This is a genomic window from Rhodomicrobium sp. R_RK_3 (assembly GCF_002198715.1).
In the GTDB taxonomy this organism is placed as follows: Bacteria; Pseudomonadota; Alphaproteobacteria; order Rhizobiales; family Rhodomicrobiaceae; genus R-RK-3.
In genome coordinates this window covers 176803-198353 of sequence record NZ_MWLK01000016.1, presented here as the reverse complement: position 1 = coordinate 198353, position 21551 = coordinate 176803, and the positions used below count along the sequence as shown (strand labels likewise).

Here is a 21551-nt window from a genome sequence, read left to right as displayed (position 1 = left end):
CTCTCCCTCGCCTCACATCGGCGGATGCGGAATGGCCGAAAGCAGCGCGCGCGTATAATCGTGCTGCGGCGCCGACATCACCTGCTCGGACGGGCCTTGCTCGACGATGACGCCGCCGCGCATCACGATCACACGGTCGCAGAGCAGGCGCACGACATTCAGGTCGTGCGAGACGAAGAGATAGCTCATGCCGAGCTCATCCTTCAACTCCTGCAAGAGGTTGAGCACCACCGCCTGCACGGAAACGTCGAGCGCGGCGGTCGGCTCGTCGAGGATGACGAGGCTGGGGCGCAGGGCGATGGCGCGGGCGATGCCGACGCGCGCCTTCTGGCCGCCGGAGAGCTGGTGCGGGAAGCGGCCGAGCAGTTCCAGCGGCAGGCCGACTTGCCGCGCCAGTTCCTCGCAGCGGGCGCGGATGGCGGCGGCGCCTTTTTCCTCGCCGAGCTGGAGGATGGGGTCGGCGATGGCGCGCTCGGCGGTGAAGCGCGGGTTGAGGCTGTCGCTGGCGTCCTGGAACACCATCTGGATGCGCTTGCGCTGCGGCAGGCGGGCAAAACGCCGCGCCGGGATCTGGCCGATGTCGTCGCCGTCGAACAGGATACGGCCGCCGGTGGCGTCGATCAGGCGCATGACCATGGTCGAGGTGGTGGACTTGCCGCAGCCGGATTCGCCGACCAGTCCGACGCTCTCGCCGCGCGCGATGGAAAAGCTGATGCCGTCGACGGCGCGGAACGGCGGCAGCGCCTCCGCGCTCTTGCGCCGGAACAGCGTGGCGAAGACGCCCGCGCCGTTCTTGCGCGGATATTCCTTCACCAGATTTTCGACCAGCAGCAGCGGCTCGTTGGTGGGGGCGGCGCCGTTGGTCTTAGCGGGCGTGGGCTTGGCCGCACCGTTCGGGCTGTCCTCGGGCAGCAGATCATGCAGCGTCGCGCCGATCCGCGGCGTTGCCCGCATCAGCTTGCGCGTATAGGCGTGCGCGGGGGCCTTGAAGATGGTCTTGGACGACGCCGTTTCCACCACATGCCCCTTCTCCATCACCACGACGCGGTCGCAATAAGCGGCGGCGAGGCCGAGATCGTGGGTGATCAGGATCGTGGACATGCCGCGCTCGCGCGTCAGCTCGGTCATCAGGTCCATGACGGTCTTTTGCGTGGTGACGTCGAGGCCGGTGGTCGGCTCGTCGGCGATCAGCAGTTGCGGACGGCAGGCGAGCGCCAGGGCGATGACGACGCGCTGGCACATGCCGCCGGACAGCTCGAACGGATAGGCGTGATAGCGCTCCTCGGGGTTGGCGATGCGCACCTTGGCGAGGATGTCGATGGCCATCGCCTTGGCGGTGTCGGAGCCGGCGAGCGCGTGCTCGCGCAGGACGTCCTCGATCTGGTGGCCGACCTTGCGGATGGGGTTCAGCGCCGCGCGCGGGTTCTGGAACACCATCGAGATTTCGCGGCCGCGCAGGTCGCGCATGGCCTTCTCGCTCGCGGCGCCGAGATCGACGCCGGAGAACGTCACCGAGCCGGCGGCGATCTTGCCCGCGCGGTCGAGGATGCGCATCACCGCGTAGGAGGTGACGGATTTGCCCGAGCCGGACTCGCCGACGATGGCCAGCGTCTCGCCCTTTGCGACGGAGATGTCGATCTGTTTGACGGCCTGCACCGTCCCACGCCTTGTTTCGAATTCCACCGTCAGATCGCGGATGTCAAGCAGAGGGATCGCGGTCATGGACGGCTCCTTTCCGAAATCCCCGCGAAGGCGGGGATCCAGTATTCACAAACTCGATATTCGCTCTCAGCTTCACCGCTTGCGCTGCGGCGTACTGGATCCCCGCCTTCGCGGGGATTTCATCTGAGGGGTGCATTGATTCCATCCAAACCTATCCCCTCTAGGTGCGGCGCTGCGGATCGACGATGTCGCGGAGGCCGTCGCCCAGCAGGTTGAAGCAGAACACGGCGACCATCAGCGCGAGGCCGGGGAAGAAGGAGATCCACCATTCGCCGGAGACCATGAAGCCCGCGCCTTCCGCGACGAGAATGCCCCATTCGGGCGTCGGCGGGCGGACGCCGAGGCCGATGAAGGAGAGCCCGGCGGCGTTCAGGATGGCGTAGCCCATGGTCAGCGACATCTGCACCACCATGATCGGCATGATGTTCGGCAGGATATGGCCCAGCAGGATGCGCGCCTCGCTGTTGCCCGACAGCCGCGCGGCCTGCACGTAGCCCGCATCGCGCCGGACATTGGCTTCCGCGCGGGCGATGCGGACGTAGAGCGGGAAATTGACGATCGCGGTGGCGAGGACGATGTTTTCCACCTCGTTGCCGAGCGCGGCGACGATGCCCATCGCCAGCACGAACAGCGGGAAGGCCATGATGGTGTCGGCGAGGCGGCTGAAGATGCGGTCGGTCCAGCCGCCGAAGAAGCCGGCCGCGACGCCCGCGAGGCCGCCCATCAGGAAGACCAGCACGACCGAGGTGACGGCGATCAGGAAGTCGAGCCGGGTCGCGACGATGACGCGGCTGAAGACGTCGCGGCCGAGCTGGTCGGTGCCGAACCAGTGGACGGCGGAGGGCGGTTGCAGTGCGGCGGCAGTGTCGCTGGCGAGCGGATCGTAGGGCACGATATACGGCCCGAACGCCGCCGCGATTACGATCAGCACGAAGAGGCCGAAGGCGAAGCCCGTCACCGGATTGGCGGCGAGCACGTAGCGCGCATGGGCGAGGCCGGCGGCGAAGCCGGTCTGCTGGCTGGCGGTCATGTCGCTCATGCTTCGATCCTCACGCGCGGATCGATCACCCGGTAGAGAATGTCGATCATCAGATTGAGCGCCACATAGAGCACGGCCATGGTCAGCACGAAGCCTTGCACCGGCGCGAAGTCGGAGGCGATCAGCGCCTCCACCGCATAGGAGCCGATGCCCGGCCAGGCGAAAACCTTCTCGACCAGCACGTTCGCGCCGAGGAGGAAGGAGAACACCATGCCGAGCGTCGTCACGACCGGCAGCAGGGCGTTGCGCAGCGCATAGGTGATGACGACGGTCGACGGCGCGAGGCCGCTCGCCCGCGCGGTGCGGACGAACTCCGAGGACAGCACCGCCAGCATCGAGGCGCGGGTGATGCGGGCGATCGGCGCGATGGAGAAGATGCCGAGCGTCAAAACCGGCAGCACGAGCTGCTTCAGCGCGGCCCAGAACACCTCGCCGTCGCCGGCCAGCAGGCTGTCGATGAGGTAGAAGCCGGTGACGGTTGGCGGTGCGCTGAAGAAGATGTCAAGGCGGCCGAGCGGGGCGGGCGCCCAGCCGAGCAGGTAATAGAACACATAGACCAGGATCAGCCCGGTGAAGAACACCGGCAGGGAGACGCCCGCCGTGGCGATGACGCGGCAGGCATGGTCGATCAGCGAGCCCGGCTTCAGCGCCGCGAAGACGCCGAGCGGCACGGCGATGGAGAGCGAGAACAACAGGCCGAGCAGCGTCAGCTCGGCGGAGGCGGGCAGGCGCGCGGCGATGTCGGCTGAGACGCGCTGGCCGGTGGTCAGCGAAGTGCCGAGATCGCCTTGCGCGAGGTCGCCGACATAGCGGACGAATTGCAGCGGCAAGGGCTGGTCGAGGCCGAGCTGCTTGCGCACCTCCTCGACGGCCTGAGGGGTGGCCGCTGCCCCGGCGAAATAGGCGGCGGGATCGCCCGGCAGCGCCCGCGTCAGAAGGAAGGTGACGATGACCACGCCGATCAGGCTCGGGATGGTCGTCGCAAGGCGTTTCAGCACCATCATCAGCATGGAGCGGCTTCCTCGGATCGCGACCGAAATCCCCGCGAAGGCGGGGATCCAGTATTTACAAACTCAGGACTGGCGCTCTGCCTGACCTCGGATGCTGCGGCGTACTGGGTCCCCGCCTTCGCGGGGATTTCGTCTGAAGACTGCATTGACGGCCTCCAATCCGGTCCCGCTCTGACAGCTCACCCCTTGACGAGCGTGCGGTAGTCGAGCTGGCGGTGGAACCAGTATTGGTAGCCGGTGATGGTCTTCTGCATCGCGACGTTCAAATACGGCTGGAACAGCGGCACGCGCGGCACCTCGGCGAACGCCTTGTCGATGAAGCCCTTCACGTCCGTCTCGTAGGCGGCGGCGTCGCCCTCGGCGGCGGCTTTGCGCGCGCCGTCAATCAGGGCGTCCATGGCGGCGTCCTGGTAGCTCATCGTGTTGAAGACGGCGTTTTGGCCGTGATAGGCCCAGAAGAAGAAATATTCCGGATAGTCGAGCCAGCCCGAGAAGAAGTTGACGATCATCGGCAGCTCCTTCTTGACCAGTTCGCCGCGCCAGTTCGCGCCAGGGATCTTGTTGATGGTCGCCTTGATGCCGATGGAAGCCAGGCTCTCCTGGATCAGCACGCTGACCGGCTCGCCGATGACGCCGAGGCCGAGATCGAAGGAGAGCGTGGTCTCAAAACCGTTCGCCATGCCGGCTTCGGCGAGCAGCGCCTTGGCCTTCTCGATCTCCGGCTTGTAGCCGTGCGGCTGCGGCCAGACCGGCGCGGAAGCTGAATTGCTGGCCGCGCCGTACATCGGCTTGGCGAGGCCGAACATCACCGCGTCCATGATCTTCTGATAGGGCAGGATATAGGCGACGGCCTGGCGCACCTTGACGTTGTCGAAGGGCGCCTTCTTGACGTTCATGCCGAGATACCAGATGCCGTTGCCGATCGGCGTCGAAGTCACGTTGACCTTGCCCGCCGCCTTCAGCTCGGCAAAGTCCTTGGACGGCAGGTCGAAGGAGATGTCGGCGTCGCCGCGCTCGATCAGCGCCCGGCGGTTGCCGGCGGAGGGTACCATGCGCCAGATCACGCGCTTGATCTTGGGCAGCGGCCCGGATTTCCATTCCTCGAAGCGCTCATAGACGACCTCGGTGCCGGCCTGGGAGCGGGTGACCTTATACGCGCCGCCGCCCGCCGTGTTGACCTTGGTATATTCGAGCCCCCAGGGGTCCTTTTCGGTGGCGTTCTTCTTGATCAGCTCGGAGTTGTAGACCGCCGGCACGATGACGGCGAGGTCCGGCATGGTCAGCTTGTCCTTGCGCAGGAAATCGACGCGGAACGTGTGGTCGTCGACGGCGACGAACTGCTCCGGCTTCTCCAGCGAGCCGGCCTTCATCTGGAAGGTCGGGAAGCCGCCGACCGTCACCGCGCGGTCGAAGGACCATTTCACGTCCTTCGCCGTGATCGGCGTGCCGTCGTGGAATTTGGCGTCCTTGCGCAGCTTGAAGGTCGCCGACATGTCGCCCGCCGTCCATTCCTCGGCCAGTTCCGGCACCAGCTTGTCGCGGTCATAGGACAGCGTGCCGTCGGGCAGCGTTTTCGAGCCGTAACTCATCAGCCGGTCATAGCAGTTCCAGGAGACTTCGTAGCCGGGACGGTTGGTGCCGACGCCGTGAATGTCGAAATTGTTCGGACCGCTTTCGGTCAGGAACAGCAGCGTCTCCTGGCGCGACTGGCTCCAGGCGGTTCGGATCGCGGGGGCTGGAAGCAGGCTGACGGCGGCGGTGGCTGTTGCGGTCTTCAGGAAATCGCGTCGCTTCATTTTTGGGCCCCTCGGCTGACCTTACGCAACAGAGAGAATTGCAAGAGCCGTGCCAGGAGGGGTGGACTAGCAATTCGGGCGTGGGAGCGGGTTCGGACGTCGAAGGCATTGAATATTGCATACAGGATTGCATACAAAATTTGCAGCAAGCGCAGGGAATAGGCACGAGCGGCGCTCGCACTAGGGGTGAGGGATGTGGGGGATAGGGGGCGCCGAGAGACGGCGGACCGGCACTGCCGGTACAAAGGGCGATCCAATGAGATCAGTCCGCCGCCACGCACTCAGACGAAATCCCCGCGAAAGCGGGGATCCAGTAAAGGGCAAAGCCGCAGGCGACCCTAGCGGATGACCGAAAGGCTGCGGTGTACTAGATCCCCGCCTCCGCGGGGATTTCGGAAAAAGGCGTTCTTGTTCAGCCGCCCGTCACTCAGCGGCGGCGGGCTGCGCGCTGGGCTCGGTCTGGCCTTCCTCCGCGCGCTGCAGGCGGTCGCAGGCCAGGAACACGCCCGCCACCATCAGATAGCCGAGCGTGATCGAGGGCGTGACCCCATAACCGGCGCCGATGCCGACCGCCTCGCCATGCATGAAGCCGAAGAAGGTCAGCACCGCTCCCGCCAGCGCGAAGGCGGCGGCCTTGACGAAATCCTTCTCGATGACGAAGACGCCGATGGCCCCCAGCACCAGCCCGGTGAGGATCGCGCCGCCGCCCATCAATTCGAGCCCGTGATAGAGCACGCCGACATTGCCGAGCTTGTCCAGCCCGACGGTGGCGGCATTGGTGCCCGCCGCCGCCAGCGCGCCGTCGATCTGCACCTTGGCCCAGGCGGCCAGATGCGGCGTCAGCGCCAGCACGATGGCAGGGGCGTGCTTGATGGGCGTGGTCTGGAAGGCCTGCGCGCCGATCAGCATGCCGATATAGAGCAGGATCGGCGAGATCGCGACGACCGGGATGAGTGCCAGCAGCAGCGAGATGATGCCGAACCAGGTCATCACGATGACCATCAGGCCTGTCGCGGCGGAATAGCCGATGCGGCCGCCCATCGCCTTCCAGCCGGGATGGCCGATATAGACGGCGTTGATGAAGGGGTTGCCCATCAGGCAGCCGATCAGGCTGACGACGCCGTCGGCGGTGAGCACGCGGGTGGTCGGGTAATGGTCGCCTGCCGCTTCCGCGCTTTCGACATTGTCCATGGCCTCGACGAGGTCGTAGACGCCGAAGGGGATGGCCGTCACCAGGATGATGCCGAGGAATTCGAAGCCGGAGAAGACGTGGTCGACCGCCGGCAGCGGCACGGAGAAGCCGAAATTGGCAAATGAATCCGCCAGCTTGCCGAGCCCCATGCCGCCGACGCCGAGGCCGAGCAGCGCCGCGCCCCAGGCGATCACCATGCCGACCGCGATGGCGACCAGCCCGGCGGGAATGCCGCGTGGATAGCGCACGCCGCCGAACCAGCTCGCCAGGATAATGGCGAAGCAGGTCAGGCCGATGGCGGGGGTGGTGTAGATCTCCATGGCCGGCCGCATGGAGATGAAGGCGACCGAGACGCCGGCGAGCGTGCCGAGCAGGGCGGCGCGCGGCGTGATCTTGCGGATATAGGGCGCGACGAACCCACCGATCATCAGGATGAAGCTCTGGAAGAACACCCAGACGAGTCCGGCTTCCCAGGCTTTGACCGGGTCGCCGGTGCGGGCGAGGATCGGCAGCATGATGACGAAGGTGACGACGAACATATGCGGGACGCTGACGCCCGAGGGCAGGGCGCAGACATCGCTGCGGCCGGTGTTTCTGGCGAGGCGGTAAGCGAGCCAGGCGTAATAGCCGGTGGAGAGGAACATCATCAGCCCGAGCGCCGGCAGGATGCGGCCGAAGACGAGATCGTCGGGCAGCTTCAGCACGAAGCGGAGGAGGCCGGTCAGCACCAGCATATTGACGAGGATATTGGTGCCGAAGCCGAAGAATGCGTTCCAGTCGCCGGGCGTCCAGAGTGCCGGCGCCGTGCCTGCCTGCCTTGCCATGCTCCACCCCACTCGCTTTGCGGCGCCGATACGGCGCCCGGTTTATGTCCTAAGCGTTTCCATCTCGTCGCCCCGGCCGTCAGAGCCGGGGCCTACTCGCCTCTCCTCTTGCCGCAGTGCTCGCGGAGGGGCCATTGGGTCCCGGCTCGGCGCTGCGCGTCGTCCGGGACGACGAAAAGAGAAGCGCTGCCCGCGCGTTACCGGCTCAAAGCGCCCGCCTCGTCCAAGGCGCTGAAAATTGCTCCCGACTCTGCGACCCAGCCGAAGATGCCGCCCTGAGCGGAAATCATCTTCAGGCCGACTTCATGGAACTCAGGGAAATACGACGCGCAGCAATCGGCGACCGCGATGCAGCGATAGCCGCGATCGTTGGCCTCGCGGATAGTGGTATGGACGCAGACCTCCGTCGTGACGCCGCAGACAAGCAGCGTGTCGATGCCGCCATTGCGCAGCATCAGATCGAGGTCGGTCTGGTAGAAGGCGCCCTTGCCGGGCTTATCGACCAACGGCTCGCCGGAGAGCGGCGCCAGCTCGGCGACGATGTCGTGCCCGGCCTCGCCGCGAATGAGGATGCGCCCCATCGGGCCGTCATCGCCGATGCGCAGGGACGGCGCGCCGCGTTCCACCTTGGCGCGCGGCGCGTCGGACAGGTCGGGGCGGTGGCCCTCGCGGGTGTGGATGATCGGGATGCCGGCGGCGCGCAGATGGCTGAGCAGCGCCGCGCAGGCCGGAACGATGCGCCGGAGCTGGGAGACGTCATTGCCGAGCGCTTCGCCGAAACCGCCCGCTTCGAGGAAATCGCGCTGCATGTCGATGATGACCAGCGCCAGCCTGGCCGGATCGAGGCTGATCGGTGCCGGTTGCGCATGAATGGTCAGGACAGGCATGGCAGCGCTCCCATATTCCCCCATCGGGTCGAAGCAAACGCCATGCCAAGCGGTGCCGCGGCGTCGCTCACCGGCGCGGCGGAAATAATGCTGACAGATCAATCACCGGCGAAATGGCCGCGCGCGGCGGCGGCCCGCGTTGCCTAAATTACGAGCAGAAATGTCGCATCCATTGCCGTTGGGCGGGGCGACGGCCGAGTGCACGCAAGGAATGAGGTCAGGAAAGCTTAGACGCAGAGCAAGCGAGGTGACATATGCGTCAGCCCTCCCTATATCACGCTTAGCGCGGCGGCCCTTCGGCCGGCTCGCGCCCGACAAAAGGGGTTCGCATGTCATTCCCACGTTTGACCGTCGCAGCGCTTGGCCTGGCGACGGGGCTCGCCATGGTTACGGCCGACACGGCCGAAGCGCGCCTTGGGCGCGGCGGGAGCTTTGGCAGCCGCGCCGGCCGGACCTATACCGCGCCGCCCGCCACCACCACCGCCCCGAAAGCGGCGCCGATCGAGCGGTCGATGACGCAAAAGCCGTCGCCAGGGGCACAGTCGGCGCAGCCGGGCGCGCAGACCGGCGTGGCTCAGCCCTCGCGCTTCGGCGGGTTTCGCGGCCTGCTGCTCGGCGGCCTGTTCGCCGCCGGTCTCGCGGGCATTTTCGGCTTCGGCGCGCTCGCCAGCGTTCTGGGCTTCGTCCTGCAATTCGCGCTGATCGCGGGCGCCATCTACCTGGTGGTCGCCTTCATCCGCAGCCGCAGCCAGCCCGCGCTCGCCCGCGCGACCTACGGCGCCGGCGGGCGTCCACAGGGCGGCACGACGCCGGCTTCCTTCGGTGCGGGCGGCGGCGCTGCCCCGTCCACGGCGACGCTTGCCCTCGGCGAGGAGGATTTCAACTCCTTCGAGCGGCTGCTCGGCGAGATCCAACTGGCCTATGGCCGCGAGGACACCGAGGAACTCGGCTCCAAGACCACGCCGGAAATGTTCTCCTATTTCAGCAAGGAGCTCCACGACAACGCGCAGCAGGGCGTGCGCAACGAGATCTCCGACGTCAAGCTGCTGCAGGGCGACCTGTCCGAAGCCTGGCGCGAGAACGGCTCCGATTACGCCACCGTGGCGATGCGCTTCTCGCTGGTCGACGCGATGGTGGACCGCAAGGATAACCACGTCGTCTCCGGCGACCGCAGCCATCCGACCGAGGCCACCGAGCTGTGGACCTTCCGCCGCGACGACCGCGCCCGCCAGGATGGCTGGCAGCTCTCGGCGATCCAGCAGGCGGCGTAAGGCGTGTTGCGATGGATCCCCACGAAAGGCGGGGATCCATATTCGCAAGCTCGAAATTGGCGTTCTGCCAAACGCTTACGCTGCGGCATACTCGATCCCCGCCTTCGCGGGATTCGAGAAATTGGGTCTGGCTGACCTCTTTAAGAGTACGCCTCGGGTCGTGCCCGGAGGCAGCGCCCACGCCTCCACCAAATTGAATCTACGCCTTCAGCCCCGCCAGCCGCGCTGCGCGGGCCACCACCTCGTCCCGGCGGCCGGCGCGGATGTCGGCCACCGTCACCAATTGGCCGCCCATGCCGAGCGCGACCGCACCGGCGCGGAGATAATCCCCGGCATCGTCCAGGGTGATGCCGCCGGTCGGCATCAGCGGGATGTGCGGAAACACGCTGCGCAGCGCGCTGATATAGCCCGGACCGCCGAGCTGCTTGGCCGGGAACACTTTTACGGCCGCCGCTCCGGCACGGTGGGCGTTCAGCACTTCGGTCGGCGTCGCCGCGCCGGGGAAAACCGGCAGCGCCGCCCGGGCGCCCGCCTCCGCGACTTCGGCGACGAAGCAGGGCGAGACCAGGAATTTCGCCCCCGCTTCGATGGCGGCGGCGGCGGTCTCGGCGTCGAGCAAGGTCCCCGCCCCGATCAGCAGATCCGGGCGCGCGGCGAGTTCGGCAATCAGCGCCGTAAAATTTGGCACCGTTGCGGTGATTTCGAAAATGGTGAGGCCGCCTTCGCGCAGCCAGTCCACGGCGATGCGCGCATCGGACGCGGCATCGAACCGGACGACCGGGATGGCTTTGCCGGCCAGATGATCCAGGCTGGTCATCGCTTTATCTCGCATCGAGGCTTGATTGATCCTGGCGCCAAACTGCCACGCGCCGCCGTACGCTGTCGAGGTCAAACGACACTTTGGACGCCTTGGCGGCAGCGCGCATGACATGCCAAGGCCGTCGTCAACCTGCAGCGCCTAAAACCTGCCAAGAATAATTCGTGTATAGATTTCACGATTCATTCTTCCTCGGCTCGACTACACTGCGGGCCTATTGGAGAGTCTTGCATCCTGCCACGCCGAGAGGCGCGGCCGGGCACGGAGAGTTCGTGCCTGTCATTATTGAGCCGCCTCCGTCTACCCGCTTTGCGCTGGCAGCCGAAGGCGGTCTTATTATTGGTGGGCTAGCCTGGCCACAGGGCGCCTACGGGAAAAAAGCATGCAATATTGATAGGTAATGAAAACGGGCTCGCGGCAAGAAAGTCTCTGAATACTGATTTTGCAATTATCACCGGCTTTGCACTTTAGTCCTACGCGGTGACCGTCACCGATGCCGCAAAGCCAGCGTGATAAGTTCGTGAAAATCGAGATTGCGGAAAAAAATATCGGGGTGATTGAGGTGGAGGGATTGGTCCTGCGGCTGTTCGGCGTCCCGCAATTGGAAGCGGAAAATGGCGGTGTCATCCGCCTGCCGACGAAGAAAGCCGCCGCGCTGCTGGCCTATCTGGCCTTGAACAACCGCCAGCCGCAGCCGCGCGCGAAGCTGGCGGCGCTGTTATGGGAGGATAGCGCCGAGCAGCAGGCGCGGGAGAGCCTGCGCCAGACGCTCAGCCTGCTGCGCAAGAGCCTGCCCGCGATCGGCGGACGCTGGATCGCAACGCAAGGCGACACCATCGCGCTCGACCTTGCCGGGGTCTCCGTCGATGTCATCCAGTTCGACCTCCTGGCCTACAGTCCTGATATCGCCGACACCGCCAAGGCCGCCGGCCTCTATCGCGACGTGTTCCTGGACGGGCTCGATCTGCGCGCCCCGGCCTTCGAAAGCTGGCTGCGGCTCGTGCGGCAGCAATTCCGCGAGAAGGCGCTCGACGTGCTCGGCCGTCTGCTCGCCCATCACACCACCGCCGGCAATATCGAGGGCGGCATCTCGATCGCCACGCGCATCCTGGCGCTCGATCCCTTGCGCGAGGATGCCCATCGCGCGCTGATGGAGCTTTACGGCAAGCAGCGTCGCTACGCCGCCGCCATGCAGCAATACCGGCTTTGCGCCGATACGCTGTCGCGCGAGCTGAACGTCAAGCCCGAGGCGTCGACGACGGCGCTCTACCGGCGCATCCGCGAATTGCGCACCCATCCGGTGCTGGACGTCGATGCCAGGGGCGGAATGCCCGAATTGCCGGAGACGCCGCCGCCGGCGCGGCGGTCGCAGCGCCCCGCGCCGAGCCTTGAGCGCCGGCAAATAACGGTGCTTGCCTGCGGCTTGCAGGGCGTGGGCGCGCTGGCGGGGCGGATGGATCCCGAGGAGCTGCACACCGCCATCGCCGCGCACCGGCGGCATTGCGCCGAGATCGTGGCGCCCTTCGGCGGCGTGATGGGGCCGCTGTCGGGCGATTGCACCATGATCTATTTCGGCTACCGCGAGGCCGACGAACACGGCATCGAGCGCGCCATCCGCGCCGGGCTGGCGCTGATCGCGCAATTTCCGCGCCTTGGCGGCCGCTTGAACGAGTCGGCTCGGCTGCAGATCGGCATCGCCACCAGCCCGGTGGTGGCGGGTGAGTTCGACGGCGCGCCGGACGACTATGTCCCGGCGCTGATCGGCGAGGCGCCGCGCCACGCCGCGCTTCTGCAGGCGGCGGCGGATGCGCAGGGGGTCGTGGTGTCGGCGCAGACGCGCGCGCTGGTCGGCACGCTGTTCGACTATCGGGAATTGCCGCCGGTCGCGGCGGGGCCTGACGAGCGCATCGAGGCCTGGCTGGTGCTGGGCGAGCGGCGCGCCGCCAGCCGCTTCGGCGCCCGCACCGCGGCGATGACGCCTTTCATCGGCCGGACGGCCGAGCTGAAGCGCCTGCTTGATGCCTGGGAGGAGGCGCAGGCGGGCCACGGCCAGATTCACGTCATCACCGGCGACGCCGGCATCGGCAAATCGCGGCTCGCCCGCATGGTTGGCCGGCAGAATGGCGATGACGCCCGGCATCACGCGCTGCATTATCAATGCTCGCCCTTTCACGCCGAGATCGCGCTTTACCCCTTCATCCAGCAATTGGAGCACGCCGCCGGCTTCCGCAGCGACGACCAGCCGAGGCAGCGGCTCGACAAGCTCGAGGCCCTGCTGGCCGACGCCTCCTCGCGCGTCAGCGGGCGGGTGCAGCTCTTTGCCGATCTCTTGGCCTTGCCGCTCGACGACAATCATCCGCCGCTCGGCCTGACCTCGTCGCAGCAGCGGCGCAAGACCTTTGCCGCCCTGCTCAGCCAGATCGAGCACCTGTCGCGCAAGAAGCCGCTCTTGATGATCTTCGAGGACGCGCATTGGGCCGATCCGAGTTCGCTCGAGCTGCTCGACCTCTTGTCCGAGCGCGTCAGCGAATTGCCGATTCTGCTGATGATCACCTCCCGCCCCGGCTTTGCGCCCGCCTGGGACTGCCTCGACCATGTGCATACGCTGCCGCTCGCCGGTCTGACCGCGCAGGATGTCCGCGCCATGGTGGCATCGCTCAGCCCGGAGGCGGAGGTGCCGGCGGACCTGCCGGACCGGATCGCCGCCCGCACCGACGGCGTGCCGCTCTTCGTCGAGGAGCTGACCAAGTCGATGCTCGAGGACTGCGCGCGGCAGGGCGAGGACGCGCGCCTTGCGCCCGAGATCATTCCCGCCACCTTGCAGGACGCGCTCACCGCCCGCCTCGACCGGCTCGGCTCGGCCAAGCAGACGGCGCAGATCGCCGCCATCATCGGCCGGGAATTCTCGCAGCCGCTGCTGGAGGCCGTCGCCAAGCAGCCGCCGCAGGAATTGCAGGCCGCGCTCGCTAAGCTGACCGAGGCGGGCCTGATCGCCAAGCGGCCGCCCCCCGCCGACCGGGAATTCGCCTTCAACCATGCGCTGGTGCAGGAGGCGGCCTATCAGAGCCTGTTGAAAAGCCGCCGCCAGCAGCTCCATGCGCTCGCCGCCGAGGCCATTTTGCAGCAATTGCCGAACGAGGCCGAAGGCCGCCCGGCGCTGCTCGCGCATCATTACACCGCCGCCAATATGCCGAGCGAAGCCCTCGGCTATTGGCTGACGGCGGCCAAGCTGACCGTCGAGCGCTCGGCCAATGGCGAGGCGACCGCGCATCTCGCCAAGGGCCTCGAGCTGCTGCGCAACGCGCCGTCCCTGACCAAGGAGGACCGCAACCGCTGGGAGCGCCAGCTTCTCACCACCGTCGGCCCGGCGGTGATGGCCGTGCATGGCTATGCCGCCGAGGAGGGGCAGAGCGTTTTCGAGCGCGCCCACGAGCTGATCGACGAGGCGACGCCGCTTCCGGAACGCTTCGCCATTTTATGCGGCCTGTGGAACGTGCTGCTCGGCCGCTCGCAATTGCCGGCGGCGCTGGTGCTGGCGGAGGAATTCCTGGACGTCGCGCGCGCCTCCGGCAACGGCTTGCTGCTGGCGCATTGCATGATGGGGCAGACGCTCAATCTGATGGGCGAGTACAAGCCGGCCCGCGTGCATCTGCAAACCGTCATCGACGCGTTCGAGGATGCGCGCAAGGCGGGCGACGACATCACCTTCGGCGTCGACGAGCTGGTGCTGGCGCTGGCCAACATGTCGAACGTGCTCTGGGCGCTCGGCCTCTATGACGAGGCCATCGCCGCCGTCGCCGAGGCCACCAACCGCGCCCGCCAGGCCTCGAATTCCGTGACCCGCGCCATCGTGCTGCTGATGCGGCTGTTCGTCTCGACCCACCGCCAATCGGTCAATGAGGCCACCACGCTGTTCGCCGAGGGCATCGCCTTCTGCCAGGAGCATGGGCTGAAATTCTACGAAGAGTGGTTCCGCTTCAACGAGGGTTTCCTGCTGGTCAAGCACGGGCAGGTGGAGCTCGGCGTCGAGATCATGAAGGCGGCGATGGCAGCGGCGGACGAGTCGCGCAGCCGCATGTTCCGGCCCTACCAGCTCGGCTGCATGGCCAAGGTGCATCTCAAGCAGGGCAATCCGGAGCAGGCGCTCGCCGAGGTGGACGCGGCGATAGCGATGTCGGCGGTCACCGGCGAGCGGCAATCCGAGGCGGTCTTGCGGCGGCAGCGCGTGGAGATCCTGATCGCCCTGGGCCGGCTGGCCGACGCGCGCGAGGAATTGGCCCAGGCCATGGCCGTCGCCGAACACCAGGGCGCCCGCGCCGAGATCGCGCGGCTTGCCAAGATCGAGATCTAGGGTAGGGAAGGGAGGGCCGCCGCCGTCGGCGCGACACTCCCAGATTCGTGCTGATGCTCGAAGAGTCGTCGGCCAGTTTATATCGAGACGACTGACCAAAACTCTTGTCATTCCCGCGAGAGCGGGAATCCAGGCCTCCGCGGCCGTCGCGTCTCAAACGGCGTGTCACCGCGAATGTTGCCCTTTACTGGATCCCCCTTGCGCGGGGATGACAATTGTGTGCGCGGGACGCCGCGCATCACTCCGCCGCAATCGCGGGCTTGGGCGCTTCGCAGCCTGTCGGGCAGCAGCGCCCCGGCTGTTTCGAGACGCGCTGGCCGGTGTCGAGGATTCCGCGATCGAGCAATTGCTCGACCAGCTCCTTGCGCTCGGCGACCGGATAGTTGCGCCAGATCTCGCGTTTCATCGCCTCGGGCGAGCCGCCGCCATGCAGCGAAATCACCGAATACCAGCCGCCCTGATGCGAGGCGGTCAGGTCCTCCATCAGCCGCGACACTTCCAGCCGCTGCTCGGCCGGGATGTCGGGCCGACCGGCGAGCACGGCGGCGAGCGAGCCTTGCGTTTCCGGATTGTGGTCCTCATCGGGGCCGGGCAGGGCGACGATCAGGCCGCCGGAGACGTAATGGGCGAGACGGTGCATGTCGTAGATCTTGGTGGCGAGCAGCAGCTTGCCGATGTTGGAGAACACCGCATCCGGCATCACCGACCCGGCGGCATCGGCCTGGCAGTAGACCGACGCCGCGACGCCGCAGGCGAAAAAACCCTCGACGATGGTGATGAGCTCGACCATGGCGTCGCGGATATGGCCGTGGCGGTCGGGGTCGAGGCCGTTCGCCTCGGTCATCAGCACGCCCGCGCCGATCAGGAGGTCGCCGAATCCGGCCCGGGCGCCGATGCAGGAATGGCGGTGATGGGTGGCGTAGGAGGTGGTGAGGAAGCCGCCTTCCTCATATTCGCCCGCGAGGAACACCCGGTCATGCGGCACGAAGACGTCGTCGAACAGGACGACGCCGGTCGACTGGCCGTATTTCGCCGAGAATTTCGCCGCCGCCTCTCCCGGACGCCCGGCGGGGCGCGCCACGATGGTCACGCCCGGCGCATCGACCGGCACCGCGCAGCAGACGGCGAATTCGGCATCCTCGCGCGTATGGCTGCGGCAGGGCATCACCAGGAATTCATGCATATAGGGCGCGCCGGTGACGATGGCCTTGGTGCCGCGAATGACCATGCCGTCCGGCCGCCGCTCCTTGATATGCACATAGACATCCGGGTTGGCCTGCATGCCCGGGCGCTTGGAGCGGTCGCCCTTGGCATCGGTCATGGCGACGCCGAGCGTCAGATCCTCGTCCTGGACGCGGTGCAGATAGGCGAGGAAGCGCTGATGATAATCGGTGCCATGCGCGTCGTCGGTGCGCTTCGTTGCCTGGTACAGGGCGTTCAGGCTGTCATGCGACAGGTAGCGCTGGGCGCAGCCGGAGGTCTTGCAGACCAGCCGGATGGCCTCGAGCTTGCGCAGGAGATCCGTCGCGTTCTCGTCGATATGCAGCATCCGGTTGACGGTCTTGCCGGAGGTGCCCTGCCGCGCCGTCATCAGCGCCGCGTGCTCGGCCTGCCGCGCGAAATCATAGGTGACGCCGATGGCGTTGATGCCGGGGGCAAGCAGCGGCTCATCGGCGACGCTGGCGACCGCCGTGCCATTGACGAAGACCCGCGGCCTGTAGCGGCGAAGCGAGTCGCGAAAGTCGGCGGCGCTCATCAGCATGGCGGAACTCCGGTTCATTCAAACGCTTGAATGAAAAATCTAACACTGTTAGAATTGCAGTTCAAGCGGAGGCGGGAATTTGGCTGGCGTCGAGCGGGGATCGAAGCGGAAGCAGGCAGTGAGCGCGCTCCGGCGTGACCTCATTCTTGAGGCCGCGCGCCGCGTGTTCGAGACCGAAGGCCTGGACGGCGCCTCGCTCCGGGCCATCGCGGCCGAGGCGGGCTATACGCCTGCCGCGCTCTATTTCCATTTCGAGTCCAAGGAGGCCATTTACGCCGAAATGCTGATGGATTCGCTCGCCCGGCTGAAAGCGGAGGTCGACCGGGCCGTCGCGGCGGCAACCACGCCCCCCGAGCGGTTGCAAGCGGCGGCGCTCGCCTTTTTCGACTTCTACGCCCGCCATCCGCGCGACCTCGATCTCGGCTTCTACCTGTTTCGCGGCGGCATGCGGCCCAAAGGGCTCGGCCGCGACCGGGACCGCGAGCTCAACGCCGCGCTCGAGGCGAGCCTCATGCCCGTCGGCGAAGCTGTTGCGGCGATGGGCGGCGGGGTGGACAATGCGCGGGCGGCGATGGCGGATCTCTTCGCCCATGCGACGGGCCTGCTGCTCTTGATGCATACGCGCCGGATCCGCATGTTCGACGTGGCGCCGCGCGCTTTGATGCAGCGTCAGGTCGGCCGGGTGATTGCGGAGCTGGAGGGGGCGTGATGAAGGGAACCGGAATGCTGCTCGATGCGCGCCGCTCGCTGTTGTTGATCATCGATTTCCAGGCCCGGCTGATGCCCGCCATCCATGAGGCCGAGACCGCGCTCGCCAATGCGGGCCGGCTGATGGACGCGGCGGCCCTGCTCGAAATCCCGGCTTTCGTCACCGAGGAGAATTCGGCCGGGCTCGGCCCCAGCGTTCCCGCCATCGCGCAGCGCGGTTACCCGACCCTGCACAAGCAGAGTTTCGACGCCACCCGAGAAGAAGCCTTCAGGACCTTCCTGCCCGCCGACCGTCACACGGTCGTGGTGGTGGGCTGCGAGGCGCATGTCTGCGTCCTGCAGACGGTGATGGGGCTGCTCGACGAGGATCGCCGGGTTTTCGTGGTGCGCGACGCGCTCGGCTCGCGCAAGGCGGAGAATAAGGAAGCCGCCATCGAGCGGATGTCGCGGGCCGGTGCCGAGACCATCACCACGGAAATGGCGATCTTCGAATGGCTGGAGACGGCGGAGCATCCCCGCTTCCGCGAAGCCGTCGTGCTGATGAAATGAGCCGGCGGTGAGCGGAGCGGGCCGCAGGATCGGCATCCCGGCCCGAAGCGCGTTACCCCCGCCCTGTTTGCGTCACACTCGCTTTGACACCCGCCGCGCTTCGTGCCATGCAAGCCTCGTTCCCCGGTTTCGGGGCTGAACCGATAGCGTCGCCGAGAGCATTTGGGATCCCCGCTCGCGGGGCTGCGGCGGGGGCGGACGCCGCTTATTCACCCGCGATGCGCAAGCCGGGGCGGTGGCGCTGGTCCTTGCCGCGCAATGCGTCTTCGCGCGCGGCAATATAGTCGCGAGTGAGCGGGACCGCCTCCTGGCGCTTCGCGAGCTGGATCTGGAACACCACCAGCCCATCATAGCGGAAACTGGCCTCGGCCGACGCCAGATAGAATTCCCACATGCGGCAGAAGCGTTCGTCATAAAGCTGCTTCGCCGCCTCGCGACGGGCCAAGAAACGCGCCCGCCATGCCTGCAAGGTCTCGGCATAATGCAGACGCAGGATTTCGATATCCGTCACCACCAGGCGACAGCGTTCGATCGAGGCCATCACCTCGGAGAGCGCGGGCGCGTAGCCGCCCGGGAAAATGTATTTTGCGGCCCAGGGATTGGTGCTGCCCGGTCCGTCCACGCGGCCGATCGAGTGCAGCAGCATGACGCCGTCATCGGTGAGCAATTCAGACACCTTCCGGAAGAAGGTGTCGTAATAGCCGGCGCCGACATGCTCGAACATGCCGACCGAAACGATGCGGTCGAACGTCTCGGTCACGGCGCGGTAATCCTGCAAACGGAACTCGGCGCGGCCAGCGAGCCCCTGTTGGCGGGCCGTCGCCCGCGCGACGCCGAGCTGTTCTTCCGACAAGGTGGCGCCGGTGACGCGGGCGCCGCAATGCTCGGCGAGATAAAGCGCAAGGCCGCCCCAGCCGCAGCCGATATCGAGTACCCGGTGCCCCTCCTCGACCAGGAGCTTGGCCGCGATATGGCGGCGCTTGGCGAGCTGGGCCTCGTCCAGCCCCTGGTCCGGATGCTCGAAATAGGCGCAGCTATATTGCTTGTCGAAATCAAGGAAGAGGTCGTAGAGGCGGCCGTCGAGATCATAATGGTGGGCGACGTTGCGCCGCGCCCGCCGCTTCGAGTTGAACTGCGCCAAGGGACGGAAAATCGTTCGCAGCGCGCGGCGCAGCTTGATGAAGCCGATGGGCTTTCGCGAGCCCATATTCGACAGGAAGAGCGCGATCAGGTCGTAGATCGAGCCGCCGGTGACGATCAGCCGCCCGTCCATGAACAGCTCACCGAAGGCGAGTTCGGGATTGGTCATGAAGCGGAACTCGGCGCCGCGGTCGGTGAAGCGCATGGTCAGCGGTCCTCCGCTGCCGTCGCCGACCGTAAAGCGTGCGCCACCGGCGGTTTCGACCTCGAGATGGCCATGCCGCACGACAAGGCTGAGAAGGAGACGAAGCATCGAATGCATGGTGTGATGTCTGCATAGAATGAGGAGAATGCGCGTTTCCACGGCGCGGGTACGGCAACGCCAATGCGCCGCTCAGCTTAATGAGGCCTGACAGGGCGTAAGCGGCCGGCCTTACCGGGTCTTCGCCCGCCGCCGGCGGATTGTCTGCCGCCATCGGCCTTCCAAGCCTAACGATCCCTAAGGTTTGCCGCGCCGCGCTACGTCACCATTTCAAGACGGGTTAAGCGTGTTACGAAAGTAAGACGTGCCACTTGGGCTGCATTGCCCGCCAAAACTACGAATGAAACCTGACTTCGCGCCTGGTGACATGCCCGGGACATCGACCGCGGCCAGCTTCGCGCTTAAGGGCGACCGGCCGCATCGCTAAGGCCCGCCGCGCTGGTCCCCCGCAGGAGGCCGTGGAGCGATGACGCAGAAGGACATTACCGGTGAGAAACTGGTCGCCCTGGAGATCTCGGCCGATGGATGCCGGCTCCGCATGGGGTTTACTCAGCCGGACGGCGACCTGGGCACGCTGAACTTTCCCGTCGAATGCTTGCAGTCGCTGATTTTGACGCTGCCGCAGTTGATGGAGCAGGCGCTGCGGCTGCGCTACCGCGACGAGAGCCTGCGTCTGGTCTACCCCGCCCAGACGCTGCGCATCGAGCAGGCGTCCGACGGCACCACCTTCATCGTCACGATGGAAACCTCGGACGGGTTTTCGGTGTCCTTCGGACTCGGGGAGAAGCAAATGCGCGATTTCGGCGATGCGCTCGGCAAGAGCCGGTCGGGCAGCGTCGAAATGCCGAAATTCAACTGAGCCGGACGCCGTCTCCGCCCGCCCCGCCTCGCCGCTCCGAGGCTTGCAGAAGCATCAGCCTTACCCACTCCAACGCCCCTTCCGGTGAATGGCGGCCTGACAAGGCAAGCGTCAACCGCACGGGCCGCCCGCGATGATATCGCCGCGCGGCGGAATCCGGCGGCGGACCTCGCGCGTTATCACCCGGTGGCCCTCGGTCCCGGCGACGCTCCCAAAGCGGCGAGCATAACCGCCGGTGCGCCATCAAAAGCGGCGATTTGCCCGTAATCCTGCACAGCATCTTCGCACAAGCCTTCCCAGTCGCCCCTGAGGGTGATGCGGCTGCGCCCAGCTTCGGTCAAAGTCTCGATCGCTTCCGTTCATTTTGCATCGCACACAATGGTGCCTTCTTTCATATGGAAACAGATGATCCTAACTGACCCTAGTAGGCCTAGGCGCAACGATGGCACAGATATGGTTGACCGGCGGTCGGCCGGGCGGCGCTCGGCAGGCCGCCCCGGTCATGCCGGTACGGGTCCAAAGCGAAGGGAAGCGAGCCATGGCGTTGTCTAGCTGCGCGGTTCTGCATGATGCGTCGGATGAGCCCAGCGGGACGGCGCATTCCGGCAGCCGGCCTGTCGTGAGCGAGCCGGTCATCACCAAGCCTCCGCGGATCCTGATCGTCGATGACGACGAGGCGACGCGCCAGATGCTCGTTGAATATTTCGAGGCGAACGAGCTGGTGGCGGCCACCGCCTCGTCGCGGCAGGACCTGCTCTCCCATTTCGCGTCGTCGGAACCGAGCCTCATCCTGCTCGACCTTCGGCTCGGCCGCGAGGATGGCTTCGACCTGCTGCGCGAGATCCGCACCTCGCGCAATGTCCCCGTCATCATCACCACCGGGGCCCGGCTCGACGAAGTTGACCGCATCGTCGGGCTGGAACTGGGCGCCGACGACTACGTCACCAAGCCGTTCTGCATGCGGGAATTGCTGGCCCGCGTCCGCGCCGTCCTGCGCCGCTACGATATTGGCCGGATCTCGGCGCGGCGTGAGCCGGAGCAGGGCGGCTATCGTTTCGACGGCTGGCGGCTGGAGCGGCGCAGCCGGCGCCTGTTCAACCCCACAGGCCAGCCGGTGACGCTGACCAAGGGCGAATATGCGCTGCTGGTTGCCTTTCTCGGCGCGCCGCAGCGCGCGCTCAGCCGCGAGCAGCTTCTACATGCGACGCGGATGCATGAGGACGTCTTCGACCGCAGCATCGATGTACACGTGCTGCGCCTGCGGCGGAAACTCGAGCCCGACCCCAGCGCGCCGCGCTTCATCCTCACCGAGCGCGGCGTCGGCTATGTCTTCGCCATTCCCGTCGAGACCTTTTGATTTGG

General features: G+C 66.5%; 15 protein-coding genes. 6 read left to right on the top strand and 9 right to left on the bottom strand.

The features are described from left to right. Nucleotides 1–12: 12 nt before the first annotated feature. From BLEFHOIH_RS09280 to BLEFHOIH_RS09255, 6 genes are all read right to left on the bottom strand, one after another. Nucleotides 13–1722, bottom strand: coding sequence for an ABC transporter ATP-binding protein (locus BLEFHOIH_RS09280; protein WP_088344635.1), 1710 nt, complete (start codon nucleotides 1720–1722; stop codon nucleotides 13–15). A gap of 160 nt (nucleotides 1723–1882) precedes the next feature. Then, entirely contained in the window at nucleotides 1883–2761 is an 879-nt protein-coding gene (locus BLEFHOIH_RS09275) for an ABC transporter permease (RefSeq protein ID WP_088344633.1), read from the bottom strand. Next, entirely contained in the window at nucleotides 2758–3771 is a 1014-nt protein-coding gene (locus BLEFHOIH_RS09270; RefSeq protein WP_088344631.1) for an ABC transporter permease, read from the bottom strand. The genes BLEFHOIH_RS09275 and BLEFHOIH_RS09270 overlap by 4 nt, the downstream gene beginning before the upstream one ends. 179 nt (nucleotides 3772–3950) lie before the next feature. Beyond that, on the bottom strand, nucleotides 3951–5567 hold the full coding sequence (locus BLEFHOIH_RS09265; protein WP_088344629.1) for an ABC transporter substrate-binding protein: 1617 nt from the start codon (nucleotides 5565–5567) through the stop codon (nucleotides 3951–3953). A gap of 423 nt (nucleotides 5568–5990) precedes the next feature. Further along, the gene (locus BLEFHOIH_RS09260) at nucleotides 5991–7583 is read right to left on the bottom strand and encodes a regulator (protein WP_245296936.1); all 1593 of its coding nucleotides are present in this window, start codon (nucleotides 7581–7583) and stop codon (nucleotides 5991–5993) included. Nucleotides 7584–7780: 197 nt separating this feature from the next. After that, entirely contained in the window at nucleotides 7781–8470 is a 690-nt protein-coding gene (locus tag BLEFHOIH_RS09255) for a cysteine hydrolase (RefSeq protein WP_088344698.1), read from the bottom strand. 329 nt (nucleotides 8471–8799) lie between these two features. Between BLEFHOIH_RS09255 and BLEFHOIH_RS09250 the strand changes: the two genes are divergently transcribed. Further along, nucleotides 8800–9741 (top strand): Tim44 domain-containing protein, encoded by a 942-nt coding sequence (locus tag BLEFHOIH_RS09250; protein ID WP_088344627.1) that lies wholly within the window; start codon nucleotides 8800–8802, stop codon nucleotides 9739–9741. Nucleotides 9742–9940: 199 nt separating this feature from the next. Here BLEFHOIH_RS09250 and BLEFHOIH_RS09245 read toward each other — a convergent pair whose 3' ends face one another. Beyond that, nucleotides 9941–10558, bottom strand: a complete 618-nt coding sequence (locus tag BLEFHOIH_RS09245) for a bifunctional 4-hydroxy-2-oxoglutarate aldolase/2-dehydro-3-deoxy-phosphogluconate aldolase (RefSeq protein ID WP_088344626.1) — start codon at nucleotides 10556–10558, stop codon at nucleotides 9941–9943. Between the two features lie 520 nt (nucleotides 10559–11078). Here BLEFHOIH_RS09245 and BLEFHOIH_RS09240 point away from each other — a divergent pair. Further along, complete coding sequence (locus BLEFHOIH_RS09240; protein WP_170937077.1) at nucleotides 11079–14909, top strand: AAA family ATPase; 3831 nt, start codon at nucleotides 11079–11081, stop codon at nucleotides 14907–14909. Between the two features lie 238 nt (nucleotides 14910–15147). Here the strand turns inward: BLEFHOIH_RS09240 and BLEFHOIH_RS09235 are convergent, their stop codons facing one another. Beyond that, on the bottom strand, nucleotides 15148–16671 hold the full coding sequence (locus tag BLEFHOIH_RS09235; RefSeq protein WP_088344622.1) for a 4-hydroxyphenylacetate 3-hydroxylase N-terminal domain-containing protein: 1524 nt from the start codon (nucleotides 16669–16671) through the stop codon (nucleotides 15148–15150). A 118-nt stretch (nucleotides 16672–16789) separates the two neighbouring features. Here BLEFHOIH_RS09235 and BLEFHOIH_RS09230 point away from each other — a divergent pair, with 118 nt between their 5' ends. After that, nucleotides 16790–17380 (top strand): TetR/AcrR family transcriptional regulator, encoded by a 591-nt coding sequence (locus tag BLEFHOIH_RS09230; protein ID WP_245296935.1) that lies wholly within the window; start codon nucleotides 16790–16792, stop codon nucleotides 17378–17380. Further along, nucleotides 17380–17928 carry an isochorismatase family protein gene (locus BLEFHOIH_RS09225; protein ID WP_245296934.1) on the top strand — a complete coding sequence of 183 codons (549 nt, stop codon included), beginning with the start codon at nucleotides 17380–17382 and terminating at the stop codon, nucleotides 17926–17928. The genes BLEFHOIH_RS09230 and BLEFHOIH_RS09225 overlap by 1 nt, the downstream gene beginning before the upstream one ends. A gap of 205 nt (nucleotides 17929–18133) precedes the next feature. Here the strand turns inward: BLEFHOIH_RS09225 and BLEFHOIH_RS09220 are convergent, their stop codons facing one another. Further along, nucleotides 18134–19390, bottom strand: coding sequence for a cyclopropane-fatty-acyl-phospholipid synthase family protein (locus tag BLEFHOIH_RS09220; protein ID WP_088344618.1), 1257 nt, complete (start codon nucleotides 19388–19390; stop codon nucleotides 18134–18136). Between the two features lie 406 nt (nucleotides 19391–19796). Here BLEFHOIH_RS09220 and BLEFHOIH_RS09215 point away from each other — a divergent pair, with 406 nt between their 5' ends. Beyond that, nucleotides 19797–20189, top strand: coding sequence for a hypothetical protein (locus BLEFHOIH_RS09215; protein WP_088344616.1), 393 nt, complete (start codon nucleotides 19797–19799; stop codon nucleotides 20187–20189). 538 nt (nucleotides 20190–20727) lie between these two features. Continuing rightward, nucleotides 20728–21546: a response regulator gene (locus tag BLEFHOIH_RS09210; RefSeq protein ID WP_088344614.1), complete on the top strand. Its 819-nt coding sequence runs from the start codon at nucleotides 20728–20730 to the stop codon at nucleotides 21544–21546. Nucleotides 21547–21551: the final 5 nt, after the last annotated feature.

What these genes read in the sequence shown, in the direction of transcription:
- BLEFHOIH_RS09280 (WP_088344635.1), bottom strand. Translation starts at nt 1,722, where the DNA reads ATGACCGCGATCCCTCTGCTTGACATCCGCGATCTGACGGTGGAATTC.
- BLEFHOIH_RS09275 (WP_088344633.1), bottom strand. Translation starts at nt 2,761, where the DNA reads ATGAGCGACATGACCGCCAGCCAGCAGACCGGCTTCGCCGCCGGCCTC.
- BLEFHOIH_RS09270 (WP_088344631.1), bottom strand. Translation starts at nt 3,771, where the DNA reads ATGCTGATGATGGTGCTGAAACGCCTTGCGACGACCATCCCGAGCCTG.
- BLEFHOIH_RS09265 (WP_088344629.1), bottom strand. Translation starts at nt 5,567, where the DNA reads ATGAAGCGACGCGATTTCCTGAAGACCGCAACAGCCACCGCCGCCGTC.
- BLEFHOIH_RS09260 (WP_245296936.1), bottom strand. Translation starts at nt 7,583, where the DNA reads ATGGCAAGGCAGGCAGGCACGGCGCCGGCACTCTGGACGCCCGGCGAC.
- BLEFHOIH_RS09255 (WP_088344698.1), bottom strand. Translation starts at nt 8,470, where the DNA reads ATGCCTGTCCTGACCATTCATGCGCAACCGGCACCGATCAGCCTCGAT.
- BLEFHOIH_RS09250 (WP_088344627.1), top strand. Translation starts at nt 8,800, where the DNA reads ATGTCATTCCCACGTTTGACCGTCGCAGCGCTTGGCCTGGCGACGGGG.
- BLEFHOIH_RS09245 (WP_088344626.1), bottom strand. Translation starts at nt 10,558, where the DNA reads ATGACCAGCCTGGATCATCTGGCCGGCAAAGCCATCCCGGTCGTCCGG.
- BLEFHOIH_RS09235 (WP_088344622.1), bottom strand. Translation starts at nt 16,671, where the DNA reads ATGCTGATGAGCGCCGCCGACTTTCGCGACTCGCTTCGCCGCTACAGG.
- BLEFHOIH_RS09225 (WP_245296934.1), top strand. Translation starts at nt 17,380, where the DNA reads ATGAAGGGAACCGGAATGCTGCTCGATGCGCGCCGCTCGCTGTTGTTG.
- BLEFHOIH_RS09220 (WP_088344618.1), bottom strand. Translation starts at nt 19,390, where the DNA reads ATGCATTCGATGCTTCGTCTCCTTCTCAGCCTTGTCGTGCGGCATGGC.
- BLEFHOIH_RS09215 (WP_088344616.1), top strand. Translation starts at nt 19,797, where the DNA reads ATGACGCAGAAGGACATTACCGGTGAGAAACTGGTCGCCCTGGAGATC.
- BLEFHOIH_RS09210 (WP_088344614.1), top strand. Translation starts at nt 20,728, where the DNA reads ATGGCGTTGTCTAGCTGCGCGGTTCTGCATGATGCGTCGGATGAGCCC.